The organism is Pseudarthrobacter sp. J47 (genome assembly GCF_049810315.1).
GTDB lineage: Bacteria > Actinomycetota > Actinomycetes > Actinomycetales > Micrococcaceae > Arthrobacter.
Map to the genome: position 1 here is coordinate 3,874,140 of NZ_CP187358.1, position 11,652 is coordinate 3,885,791.

An 11,652-nucleotide genomic window follows, 5' to 3' on the forward strand; every position below is an offset into this window, starting at 1 on the left:
AGCCTGGTTTGGTCAGCGCCGGTTCCTTGCAGCGGAATGCGCGGCCCATGCCGCACCCAGCGTGAACTGGCTGGAGACCCCGAAGTGCCTCATCGCTTCGGACACGCGCCTGCGGCCGGTGCGCGAGGTGAATCCAAGAACCACGGCTGCGGCCTCCATGGTCATGCCCTGTCCCATGAGCCGCAGCATCGGTTCCCATGCAGGCCGGTTCTTCGGAGAGGTCAGTTCGGAAGCCTCGCTCCAGAGCGCTTCAAACTGGTGCACGAGCATCCCGCCGAAGGCCTCGGATTCCGTGGACATCATGCTTCGAGGCCAAAACTCACCCCACTTGAGCGGGATTCCCAGCACGCTGCCGTCGGACACCCAGAAGAGGCTTGGCAGGTTCGGGTGCATGCGGAGGCCGCGTCCCTTTGCCTCAGACGCATCCCAGAGGGGCTGGAACCGTGGATCCGCCGCGTCCTTCTCGCTCACCAAGGTACGCATCGTGGCGGAGCTGAGGGCGTCCATGAGCCAGGAGGAGTGCCGGCCGTCGCCCTGCCACTCCAGCAGAGGGCCGACGTCGGGAACGCAGAACAGGACTTCCTGAGGCGTGTATTGGGCGAAATGCCGGCGCCACACGTCGATCGGCGCGTTCGGGCCGTGCAGGATGTCCGTGCGGGGCACAGTGCCCTGGGTTTCACCTTGTTCCCAGGCATGGAGGAGGTCCGGCAGGGTCCGCAGCAGCGCGTCGTTCCTTGCCATCATCGAGGAGAGCGCCGCCGCATGTTCAGCGACTGCCTTGCGGCTCGACTCGGCAGCTGCCACCTCCGGGCGCCTGTAGGAGAGGCGGCCATCCGTGCAGTCCAGGAATCCGAGCTGTTCGGCCTCGGCAGTGAGGCCCCGCACCCTCTCCTCACCCACCTGGGCATGGGCAGCGAGTTCGGCAACTGTTGCTTGCCGGTGGCGCAGGGCCAGGATCAGCAGGCGGGCAACATCATCCATGCCGGCCATTTTGTCCTGAAGAGGACACTGTCCGCAATGCGCCCAATGGTGTCTGCTACAGTCCAAAAATACCCGCCACATCCGGGGGTTCGCTTTGGGGGAGCCGTTTGGCCCTGGTCACGTTTAACCACATGGGGGCGCATCATGAACAGGGCCAAATGGCGGACTTCGGAACAGAGGCCGGGGCTTGCTGCAGTGGCGGCCGTGGCGGCCGCGCTTGTCCTGGCCGGCTGCAGCCCGGAACCCTCAGCGCCGGGTGCCGCCCCGTCCACCACACCAGCAACAACGGGCCCGACGGCGGCACAACAGGGCTGCGTTCCCGATCCCGCCGCCGTGGTCAAGGCGCCCCCACAGAACCGCACCGCCGGGCTGCCCGCGGCACTTGTGGGCGAGCTCGACGCAGCAGTGGCCGCAGCCTTCGCGGAGACTGGAGCGCCTGGGGCCGTAGTGGGGGTCAGCAATGACCGGGGCACGTGGGTCAAGGGCTACGGCCTGGCCAACGCGGCAACCGGTGAAGCCATGCCCGCCAACGCCCATACCCGGGTGGGCTCAGTAACCAAGACCTTCACCGGCACGGCGATCGTCCAGCTTGATGCGGCAGGAGCCCTCTCGCTTGACGACACCATCAGCGAATACCGTGCTGACGTTCCCAACGGGGACAGGATTACCCTGCGCATGCTCTCCAACATGACAAGCGGCGTGGCAAGCTACACCTTCAATGAACAGTTCCTGGACACCATGTTCAGCGACCCCAGCCAGTCCTTCGCCTCCCCGGACCTGATCAGGATCGGCCTGGCCGACTCGCCCAGCTTTGAACCCGGGACGTCCTTCGAATACTCAAATACCAACACGCTGCTTCTGGGTTCGGTTGTTGAACAGGTGACCGGCAAGCCGCTGGCCACCGTGGTCAACGAAAGCATCATCACACCACTGGGTCTCGCGGAAACCAGCTGGCCAGGGACATCCCCGGAGATGCCGGAACCGTATGCGCACGGCGTCACACAGCAGGGACGCGATGACGGCAGCCTGCAGGATCCCACCCACTGGAACCCGTCCTGGGGCGCTGCCGCCGGCGAAGTGATCTCCACCGTCCCTGACCTCCTCGCCTACGGCCATGCGCTGGCAACAGGGCAAGGCATCCTGGACCCTGCCGCAGCAGAAAAGCGGCTGACCGAATTCCCGGCAGGCAAGGCAGCCTACGGGACCGGATACGCCTGCTATGGCGGGTGGGTGGGCCACGAGGGAACCTTGCCCGGATACAACACGCACATGGTCTATGACACCGCGAGCAACACCACGGCGGTGGTGGCAGTTAACAGCGACATCCACGCCGGCGCCTGCACGCCGGGCAGCCCCACCCCGCAGGACCTCAGCGACAGACGGTGCCTCTCGCCCGCTGTCCGCATCCTCATTCCGCTGACGAAGGCACTCGGCCACGAGCTGGTTCCGCCGGGGTCATAGGCGGAAAGCGCTTAAGCGGTCAGCGCCGGCTCCGCGAAGAACGCCTGGCTTACTGTTGCCAGCCAGTGCGGATCCTGCACACCGCAGAGTTCGCGGGCGGAATGCATGGAGAGCAGGGGCACACCGACGTCGACAGTGCGGATTCCCAGCCGCGTTGCCGTCAGCGGGCCGATCGTGGAGCCGCAGGGAATGGCGTTGTTGGAGACGAACTCCTGGTACGGAACCCCCGTCTCTCCACACAACCGGGCCCACAGGGCAGCCCCGGCGGCGTCGGTGGCGTAACGCTGGTTGGCGTTGATCTTCAGCAGCGGCCCGCCGTTCAGGACGGGGTGGTTGGCGGGATCGTGCCGCTCCGGATAGTTCGGATGCACGGCATGGCCTGCGTCCGCGGACACGCAGAAGGACGCCGCGAACGCCTGACGCCGCTGGCTCGCCGTGGCGTCCAGGCCGTCAGAGATCCGGGTCAGGACGTCCTCGAGGATGGGTCCGCAGGCCCCGGACCGCGAGTTGGACCCGATCTCCTCGTGGTCGAAGGCGGCGAGGACGGCGACGGGCGCACCAGCTGCCGGTGCAGGACCGGCAGAGTGGCGGATCAGGGCGGTCAGCCCGGCGTGCGTCGCGGAAAGGTTGTCCAGCCGCCCGGAGGCGAAAAACTCACTGTTGGCCCCGAAAACCGCCGGCGCCTGCGCATCCGCAATAACGACGTCGTACCCGCCGATCTGCGACGGGTCCACGGCGGCACCACCGGACGCGTTCGCGGCGAGCACCGCCAACAGGTCAGAGTCGGCAGGGTTACCCAGCCCCCACACCGGATTCATGTGGCGCTGCTTGTCCAGGGTGAGGCCGTCGTTCGCGGCCCGGTCCAGGTGGATGGCGAGCTGCGGGAAACGCAGCAGCGCACCCGTGGCGGTGAGGTGTTCGGTGCCGTCCAGCATCACCAGCCGGCCCGCCAGCCGCAGCTCCCGGTCCAGCCAGGAGTTCAGCAGCGGGCCACCGTAAACCTCGACGCCGGCCTGCAGCCACCCGAACGCGCCGGTGGTGGGCTTTGGCTTGAGTTTGAAGGACGGCGAATCGGTGTGCGCGCCCAGAATGTGGAAGCCCGTGGTGGGCCCCGCGGTTTCGGGCGTCACCCAGGCAATCAGGGCGCCGTCCCGGACGATGTAGAAACTCCCTGCCCCGGCCGGCCATTGCGCCAGTTCGTCCAGCCCGGTGAACCCGGCGGCGTCCAGCCTGCGCGCCGCTTCGTGGACGGCATGGAAGCTCGACGGCGATGCGCTGACGTAGGCGCCCAGGTCCTGGATGTGCTGGGCTGCTGTCGGCGTCTCCGGCCGGGAATCGACTGCTTCAGTACCTGCGTGGGTAGAAAGTGAAGGCATGCCCACGAGTCTAGTCCCGGGATCAGACAGTGACGTTGGTGGGCTCAGACAGTCACGTTGAGCCCGGCGCTGTAGCCCGCTGCAGCGGAGCCGGTCATGGAAGCCAGCTGGTAAATGCCGCCGTCGTCGCCAAAGACGTTGTCACTCTGCAGGGTGGTCCGCGGAAAGTTCCGGGCGCTGGTTTCATAGCCGGCAGTGGCGTAAACGTCTTTGCACGCGGCTTCGGTCAACGCAATCTGGGAAACAGCCAGGACCTGGCCGGCGGCCGTGGCGTTGCTCATGGACTCGAACACCTCGAAATGGATGTGCGGCCAGCGGCCCATATAGGCGCCGGGGAAGATGGAAGTGAAGGTCACCTGCCCGTTGGCATCGGCCTCCTGGACGCCGCGCAGGAAATTTTCGTCCTCCAGTCCGGCGTCGTACATCGAATACTTGCCGTCCCTGTCGCAATGCCAGGCGTAGACAGCTGCCCCGGCCAGCGGAGCGCAACCATTGGCGTTATCCATCAGCGTCAGCGTGAATGTCAGGGGCACGCCGTCAACCTTGGTGCTGGACGTGCCGAAGCTGCTGGTGATGTCCTGCCGGACCACCCCTGAGGCTTCCAGGACGTTGGGGCCGTTGGAACCATCGCCGGGATACGGGCCTGCGGTTTCTTCGGGGATTTCCACCCCGCACTCCACAATCGCCCTGGTCAGCGTGGGTGTTGCGGCAGCAGAGGAAGTCCCGGCCGCTGTTCCCGAAGCCGTGGCGGTCGCGGCAGCTGATGAAGTGGTCGCCGAAGAGGTGCCGGAGCCGGGAGTGCATGCTGCGAGGGCGGCTGCAGCGCCTCCCAACCCCAGGAAAACTCCCAGGGACCGGCGGCTTATCAGCGTGTCCAGATCGAATTCCAGACCTTTGTCGTGGTTCGGGTGGGGCGCATCGGGAAGTTGGTTTTTGTTCATGCCTCCATGGAACCGGGCCTGGCCATGCCCTGGCTAGGTCCTTGCTGTGATTGCGCTTTGAAAGCCCGTCAGTAGTCAGGGTTGCTGGGTACAACCAGCCCGGTTTCGTAGGCGTAGACCACAGCCTGGACGCGGTCGCGCAGGTGCAGTTTGGTGAGGATGCGCCGGACGTGGGTCTTCACCGTGGCTTCCGAGAGGAAGTAGCGGTGGGCGATTTCGGCGTTGGACAGGCCCTCCGCCATGGCCCCCAGCATCTCCGTCTCACGCGGCGTGAGGTCCTCCAGGAGGGGATCCCTGGATGCCGGCGGCGGGGGTGAGGCGCTGCTGCCCCGCACATATGTTTCGAGGAGCCGCTGGGTGACGCGCGGCGCAACCACTGCATCGCCGCTGGCCACGATCCGCACCGCCTGGACCAGTTCCTGCGGCGCAACATCCTTGAGCAGGAACGCGGACGCGCCGGCCTGCAGTCCCGCGAAGGCGTATTCGTCCAGGTCAAAGGTGGTCAGGATGATCACCCGCGAGTCCGTGTCTGCCGCGGTGATCGCCCGGGTGGCTTCGATGCCGTTCAGCACCGGCATCCGGACGTCCATCAGCACAACATCCGGCTTCAGCTCCCGGGCCAGGCGGACGGCGTCGGATCCATCGCAGGCCTCGCCGACAATCCGGAAGTCCTCCTCGCCTTCGAGGATCAGCCGGAAGCCGACCCTCAGCAGCGGCTGGTCGTCCACCAGCAATATGGTGATCTCCCGGTCTCCAGTCATTTCTTTCCCCCAATAAACACTATTTATGCCTGTTCAGTTATATGTATTTCCAGGTGTCTGCACGGGTGGTTCGCCATTCCAGTGAAGCACCGCGTGTACACGCCAGCCGCCGTTTCCGGCAGGGCCGGCCTCCACCGCGCCGGAGTAGATCCGGGCCCGCTCGCGCATTCCGGCCAGCCCCTGCCCCGTCCCCTGGGATGCCTGGGGCAACGGGGCAGCGGCTCCCCGGGCAGCCCCGGCAGTACCCGCGGCACTGCCGCCGGCGCCGTCGTCGAGCACTTCTATGGTGACTGTACCGCCGTCGCGTTCAATGCTCACGTCCACCCGCCCCAGCGAACGGCCGTACCGGAGCACATTGGTCAGCGATTCCTGCACGATCCGGTACACAGTCAGCCGGAACGCCGCGTCCTCCGGAAGCGCGGGTCCGCTGTGCGAATACTGTAGCGGCAAGCCGGCGGTACGGAAACCGTCCAGCAGTTTCTCGAGGCTGTCCGCCGGTGCCAGCGGCTCACGCGGGGCTCCTTCGGCGGCGGCGTCATCACGCAGGACGCCCAGCACCCGGCGCATGTCCGCCAAAGCCATGCGGCCCGTCCGGGACAATTCCCCCAGCACCTCGCCTGCGCGGTCCGGGCTTTTCTTGACCACGACGGCGGCGCCGTCAGACAGGCTGATCATAACGGTCAGCGAGTGGGCCACGACGTCGTGGATCTCGCGGGCGATCCTGTTCCGTTCGTTGACCGAGCCGAGGGCGGCCGTCCGGGCCGCCCAGGCCGCGATCTCATGCTCGTGTTCGCGGCGCTGCCGGACGGAGATGCCGATTCCCGTGGCAATCACGTTGGAGAGCAGGATCGTGGCGCCCGTGGCAAGGGTGATCACCAGCGGGAAGATCTCCGGGTTTTCGCCGGCCTGCCGGAGCGCTTCTTCGTCCATGGGCGCCTCGGCGGCCATCACGTACAGCAGCACCAGCGGCGTGGTGACGGCGGCCAGCGTGATGTAGGTGGCCCGCCTGCTGCAGCGCACGGCCACCGCGTACAGCGAGAACCACAACGCCACGGAGACGTTCACTCCCCAAGGGTGGATCACGGCCACGGCAACCTCCACCACGGCCGCGTAGGTGGCGAGCAGCAGCGGGTGGGATCTCCGTATAAAGAGTGCCAGCGCCAGCGAAAGCAGCAGCGCCGATGCCGGCCAGTGGTCCGCGATCGCCGCGTCCACGATGGTGGATCCCGCCAGCGCCAGGTAGCAGACCGCCACCACGGCATCCATAACCCCCGGGTGGCCGTGCAGGTAGCGCCTGACCTTGCCCCGGCGTCGTGCCGCAATCTCAGCGAAGGACGCGTCCGCCGAAGTGGCGGCCGCGTCCCTCACTGTTGCCTCAATCATGCTTTGAGCCTAGTACTCCCCGTCAGACGTCGCGGCGCTTGATGACTATCAGGGCGGGAACCAGGAACAGCAGCACGTAGCCCAGGAAAAGCAGGCCGCCGTGCCAGGGGTCGATAACGCCGTCCATGTGCCCAATGGACAGGAAGCGGCCGCCAGCATCGGCGGGCAGGTACTGGGGGACGTACTTCCAGAATTCCCCCGGGGCCAGCGCCAGGAACTGGGAGGCGAACGGCAGCACGAAGAAGATGCCCACCAGCACGGTGATGGCACCGGCGGAGTTCCGCAGCAGCACACCAAGCGAGAGCCCGATCAACGCCACGCCGGCAACGTACAGGCCGCCGGTGAAGAGGCCGGAGAGAACGCCCTCGCGGTCCCAGTCCAGGTCGATTCCGCGGCCCCGGAACACCGGCATGGCAATGAGGAACGTGGCTGCGGCGGCAATTGTGGTGAGGACGTAGGAAACAACGGCCAGGATCACGGCTTTTGCCGCAAAGGCCGGAATCCGCCGGGGGACAGCGCTCATGGTGGAGCGGATCATGCCGGTGGCGTACTCGGAGGCGATGAACAGGACTGCCAGCGAACCCAGGACCAGGATGCCGATCTGAAGCCCCGAGTTGGGCAGGTTGTAGAGGTCCATCTGGGAACCCGGCGGGAAGCTCTCCTCCAGCTGGTCAGGAGTGAGGGTCTGCCCAGAGTCAGCGGCCATTTGGGCCATCTGGTCCATGATCATGTAGCGCAGCAGCACCGTCAGGGCGCCGACGCCGACGATCGCCACCAGCGTGGCTGCGAGCAGGAGCTTGGTGGACAGCAGGGTCCACAGCTTGATCCATTCGGATTTGAGGATGCCGCCAAACGTGACGCCGCGGGTTCCGGCAGGTGATGCGGCGGGTGTTCCGGCGGTGCTGGCGCGTCGTGCAGTTGTTGTGGTCATGGTCCTTACTTTCCGGCCGGTACTGCGGGAGACTGGTTGCCGTCCGTGACGCGCGAGTGGTACTCAACTTCGTCGCGGGTGAGGTCGAAGTAGGCCTCCTCCAGTGAAGTTGCCTGCGGCGTCAGTTCGTAGATGAGGATGCCCTGCTCAAGCGCCAGCTGGGCGATCTGCCGCGAGTCCAGGCCGGAGACCTTCAGGGTTTCCGGTTCGTTCTGCTCGACTTTCACCCCGTTGCCCACCAGCAGTGTGGACAGCTGTGACGCTGCGGACGTCCTGACCAGCGTGACGGCCTGGCGAGAACCGGCCAGGACCTCGGCCATGGGGGCGTCCGCGATGATCCGGCCGCGGCCGATCACCAGGAGGTGGTCCGCCGTCTGCGCCATCTCGCTCATCAGGTGTGAGGAGAGGAAGACTGTTTTGCCCTGGCCTGCCAGGTAACGCACCAGGTTCCGCACCCAGAGCACGCCTTCCGGGTCCAGGCCGTTGACGGGCTCGTCAAGGATGAGGGTCTGCGGATCTCCCAGCAGGGCTGCGGCGATGCCCAGGCGCTGGCCCATGCCCAGGGAGAAGCCGCCGGCCTTCTTCTTGGCCACCGCTTCAAGCCCGGTCATCTCGATGACCTCGTGGACCCTGGAGAGCGGAATGCCGTGGGTGGCTGCCATGGCACGCAGGTGGTTGTAGGCGCTCCGGCTGGTGTGCACCGCCTTGGCGTCCAGCAGCGCACCCACCTGGTGGAGGGGATCCCGGTGCTGCGGGTACGGCTTGCCGTTCACCACGGCGGTGCCCGACGTCGGACGGTCCAGCCCCATGATCATCCGCATGGTGGTGGACTTGCCGGCTCCGTTGGGGCCCAGGAAGCCGGTGACCTGCCCTGCGCGCACCGTGAAACTGACACCGGCAACAGCTGTTTTGCTGCCGTAGACCTTCGACAGGTCCCTTACCTCAATCATTGGACGCGTTCCTTTGGCTTGCTGGGAGTGGGCTTCAGCTTTCACGCTACCGGGAACCGCGGGCCAAATCGCCGGTCTCAGGGATGATTCAGGGTGCGGTCAGGGTCCTCCCGAAGGATGAGCCAGGGCAGGTTCCGGGCTTTCCCGGCGCGGCTCGGGCGGGAGGGTTACGTCAGCCGGGTGTAGTAGGTCAGGGCACGCGGTTTGATGCTGAACTCGACGGAGCGCACACCCGGATGGACTTCGCCATCCACGGCCAAAACCAGGGGCGCCGCTCCGCTTTCCACGCGGACAGTGGTGGCTTCGCTCAGGTGCGTGATGCGGGAGGTGGCCACGGTTCCGGTAATTGCCGCCCAGAGCAACCGCAGCCGGGCGAAGGACTCATCCGCGGTGATCAGCCGGACGTCCAGGACGCCGTCATCCATCACGGGCCGGATCAGCGGGGCGTGGTCCCTCGGGTAGTAGCGGCCGCGGCCCAGGTACATGATCCACAGCTTGTGTCGCACGCCATCCACTGTGAGGTACACAGGACGCCCGGCCGCGAAGGTCCGGATCATGGCAACCACGCCGGCCAGCGGCTTGCCAAGGGCTGGCTGCAGGTGTTCGCGGCGGCGCACCAGGTTGGGATAGACGCCGATGCTCGCCGTGTTCAGCATCAGCAGTTCCAGCCGCTCGGGGTTGTCCGGCAGGCCGCGCTGGGCAACCGCCACCCCAACATCAGCCAGGGCGGCTTCACCGTGGGTGGCGGCATGGATGGCATCGCGCAGTGAGCCCGTGCCGGCGTCGCGGGCAAAATGGTTCAGCGTGCCGCCCGGGAGCACCAGGAGGGGCAGGGAATGTTCGACGGCGGCGACGGCCGCAGTGCCCACCGTCCCGTCGCCGCCCCAGGCACCCAGCGCAACGATCCCGGGACGCGCCACCAGTGCCGCAACTGCCTGCCGCAGGTCCTCGCCAAGGGCAACCGTCTTTATATACGCCTTTGGGAATACTCGTGCCAGCGCGCTGACTGTGTCTGCCGTATAGGAACCACCCAGGGTGTTGACCACAATTCCCAGGCCTTCACCACCCGGCAACGCGGGGGCGGGAGCGGGAGTGCGGGCGGTTTCAGGAATGGGCGGTCGGACCGGCCACCAGTGACGCGTAACGAGCGCCGCGGCCACTCCCAGCGCCGACCCAAAAACCACGTCCGAGGGCCAGTGCGCACCTGTATGCACCCTGGAGTATGCAACGGCTGCTGCCGCCGGGACAACCAGCGGCGCGAGCCCCGGCTGGACCAGGGTGGCTCCCGCAGCAAACGCCGCTGCAGAAGCCGAATGGCCGGATGGCATGGAGGAGCTGCGCGGCTGGGGATGGACGAACCGGAACACCGGCAGATGCTCAGGAAGCGGCCGTGCCCGGGGAAGCACGGTCTTGAACACCACGTTGGTGACAGTGGAGGCCACCCCCTGCGCGATCAGGCCGTGCACCGCGGCCCGGCGTGTGCGGCCGGGTACCAGTGCGAGTCCGGCCGCAACCCCCATCCAGAGCTTGCCGTGGTTGGCGGACGCGGAGAGCTTGCGGAAGAAGGCGTCGTGGTGGCCATGCGGCAGCCGTGAAACCGCGCGGACCAGCTTCCGGTCCAACCGGCTGACCAGCGACGTTCCGCGAGGCTCAAAAGCGCGCCGCATGGGTCAGCCCTGGTCGTTCCTGGCTGCCAGCGGTTTGGCCACGCCCGCCAGGACAAGCGCCAGCAGGATTGGCGCCATGATCGCCAGGAGTGCCCGGTGGATCCCCGTGATGTCGCCAAGGTAGCCCAGCAACGGTGGCCCGGCCAGGAAGGCAACGTAGCCGATCGTGGAGACCACGGATACCCGGCGGGCCGCATGGACCGGATCATCGGCCGCAGCGGACATCCCCATGGGAAAGGCCAGTGCCGCGCCGATGCCCCACAGGGCAGCTCCAGCCGCCGCCAGCCACACGTTACCGGCGAGGACAAACAAGGCCAGGCCCGCCGCGGCGGCCGCCATGCTGGCTCGCAGCACAGCCACCCGGCCGTAGCGGTCGATGTACCGCCCGCCGAAGAACCGCATGGCGGTCATGGCCAGGACAAACAGCGCGAACAGCAGGGCACCCAGGGATTCGGAGGCGCCCAAGCCATCCACCGCGGCCTTGGCGATCCAGTCATTTCCTGCTCCCTCGGTGAGCGTTGCGCCCAGCACCACTACGCCGATCAGCAGGGTGCGGCCGTCCCGCCACGCTGACCCGGAGCCGGCCTTTCCGTCCTTCGGGTTATGCTCAGGCGCCGCGATGTGGGGGAGGAAATAGCGCGGCGTGACCAGCGTCAGCACGGCCACGAGCACCACAATCACCAGCAGGTGCAACGGCAGATCAACCCCCAGCTGGGACAGCCCGGCGCCGATCAGTGCCCCCACAAATGCCCCGCCGCTGAACGCAGCATGGAACTGCGGCATGATGGTCCGCCTGAGGCGATGTTCGACGTCGGCCCCTTCAATATTCTGGGCCACGTCCCACAGGCCGATCGCAATGCCGAAGAAGAACAGCGCGACGGCGGTTCCCGGGATGGAGTGGAACTGCAGGGACCCCGCGATGCCCAGCCCGGCAACAGCGGCGAGCATGCCGCCGGCCCGGACCGTATTGGCCGTGCCCAGCCGGGCCACCACCAGTCCGGCCGTAGGGAGCGCCAGCAGCGATCCCAGGGCCGTGCAAAGCAGTAACGTCCCCATCTGCCCGGAAGTGATCTGCAGCGTTTCGGTGACAGCCGGAATCCGCGCAGCCCAGCTGGCGAACACCAGGCCGTTGGCGCCGAAAACAATAAACGTGGCAATGCCGGCGGCCCTGACCGAGGTGCCCGTTGCCGTGCTCATAGGA

At 66.8% G+C, this 11,652-nt stretch carries 10 protein-coding genes; 1 reads left to right on the top strand and 9 read right to left on the bottom strand.

The genetic code is table 11. The annotated features are described in order from the left end of the window. Positions 1-12: 12 nt before the first annotated feature. Positions 13-981 (bottom strand): hypothetical protein, encoded by a 969-nt coding sequence (locus ACPJW8_RS17900; RefSeq protein WP_330188887.1) that lies wholly within the window; start codon positions 979-981, stop codon positions 13-15. Between the two features lie 144 nt (positions 982-1,125). Between ACPJW8_RS17900 and ACPJW8_RS17905 the strand changes: the two genes are divergently transcribed. Further along, positions 1,126-2,442: a serine hydrolase domain-containing protein gene (locus ACPJW8_RS17905; RefSeq protein WP_330188888.1), complete on the top strand. Its 1,317-nt coding sequence runs from the start codon at positions 1,126-1,128 to the stop codon at positions 2,440-2,442. 11 nt (positions 2,443-2,453) lie between these two features. Here ACPJW8_RS17905 and ACPJW8_RS17910 read toward each other — a convergent pair whose 3' ends face one another. The 8 genes from ACPJW8_RS17910 to ACPJW8_RS17945 form a co-directional block, all read right to left on the bottom strand. After that, positions 2,454-3,818: a M18 family aminopeptidase gene (locus ACPJW8_RS17910; RefSeq protein ID WP_330188889.1), complete on the bottom strand. Its 1,365-nt coding sequence runs from the start codon at positions 3,816-3,818 to the stop codon at positions 2,454-2,456. A gap of 44 nt (positions 3,819-3,862) precedes the next feature. Then, positions 3,863-4,759 carry an intradiol ring-cleavage dioxygenase gene (locus tag ACPJW8_RS17915; RefSeq protein WP_330188890.1) on the bottom strand — a complete coding sequence of 299 codons (897 nt, stop codon included), beginning with the start codon at positions 4,757-4,759 and terminating at the stop codon, positions 3,863-3,865. 68 nt (positions 4,760-4,827) lie between these two features. Further along, positions 4,828-5,520, bottom strand: coding sequence for a response regulator transcription factor (locus tag ACPJW8_RS17920; protein WP_330188891.1), 693 nt, complete (start codon positions 5,518-5,520; stop codon positions 4,828-4,830). Between the two features lie 33 nt (positions 5,521-5,553). Then, positions 5,554-6,903, bottom strand: a complete 1,350-nt coding sequence (locus tag ACPJW8_RS17925; protein ID WP_330188892.1) for a sensor histidine kinase — start codon at positions 6,901-6,903, stop codon at positions 5,554-5,556. Between the two features lie 22 nt (positions 6,904-6,925). Next, positions 6,926-7,834 (bottom strand): ABC transporter permease subunit, encoded by a 909-nt coding sequence (locus ACPJW8_RS17930; protein ID WP_330188893.1) that lies wholly within the window; start codon positions 7,832-7,834, stop codon positions 6,926-6,928. 5 nt (positions 7,835-7,839) lie between these two features. Next, positions 7,840-8,784, bottom strand: coding sequence for an ABC transporter ATP-binding protein (locus ACPJW8_RS17935; RefSeq protein WP_330188894.1), 945 nt, complete (start codon positions 8,782-8,784; stop codon positions 7,840-7,842). 167 nt (positions 8,785-8,951) lie between these two features. Continuing rightward, positions 8,952-10,451: a bifunctional phosphatase PAP2/diacylglycerol kinase family protein gene (locus tag ACPJW8_RS17940; RefSeq protein ID WP_330188895.1), complete on the bottom strand. Its 1,500-nt coding sequence runs from the start codon at positions 10,449-10,451 to the stop codon at positions 8,952-8,954. Positions 10,452-10,454: 3 nt separating this feature from the next. After that, a complete protein-coding gene (locus ACPJW8_RS17945; RefSeq protein ID WP_330188896.1) occupies positions 10,455-11,648 on the bottom strand; it encodes an MFS transporter in 1,194 nt (397 codons plus the stop codon). Positions 11,649-11,652: the final 4 nt, after the last annotated feature.

Bases quoted from the DNA above. Each gene is read 5' to 3' on its own strand.
- ACPJW8_RS17900 (WP_330188887.1), bottom strand. From the start codon at position 981: ATGGATGATGTTGCCCGCCTGCTGATCCTGGCCCTGCGCCACCGGCAA.
- ACPJW8_RS17905 (WP_330188888.1), top strand. From the start codon at position 1,126: ATGAACAGGGCCAAATGGCGGACTTCGGAACAGAGGCCGGGGCTTGCT.
- ACPJW8_RS17910 (WP_330188889.1), bottom strand. From the start codon at position 3,818: ATGCCTTCACTTTCTACCCACGCAGGTACTGAAGCAGTCGATTCCCGG.
- ACPJW8_RS17915 (WP_330188890.1), bottom strand. From the start codon at position 4,759: ATGAACAAAAACCAACTTCCCGATGCGCCCCACCCGAACCACGACAAA.
- ACPJW8_RS17920 (WP_330188891.1), bottom strand. From the start codon at position 5,520: ATGACTGGAGACCGGGAGATCACCATATTGCTGGTGGACGACCAGCCG.
- ACPJW8_RS17925 (WP_330188892.1), bottom strand. From the start codon at position 6,903: ATGATTGAGGCAACAGTGAGGGACGCGGCCGCCACTTCGGCGGACGCG.
- ACPJW8_RS17930 (WP_330188893.1), bottom strand. From the start codon at position 7,834: ATGACCACAACAACTGCACGACGCGCCAGCACCGCCGGAACACCCGCC.
- ACPJW8_RS17935 (WP_330188894.1), bottom strand. From the start codon at position 8,784: ATGATTGAGGTAAGGGACCTGTCGAAGGTCTACGGCAGCAAAACAGCT.
- ACPJW8_RS17940 (WP_330188895.1), bottom strand. From the start codon at position 10,451: ATGCGGCGCGCTTTTGAGCCTCGCGGAACGTCGCTGGTCAGCCGGTTG.
- ACPJW8_RS17945 (WP_330188896.1), bottom strand. From the start codon at position 11,648: ATGAGCACGGCAACGGGCACCTCGGTCAGGGCCGCCGGCATTGCCACG.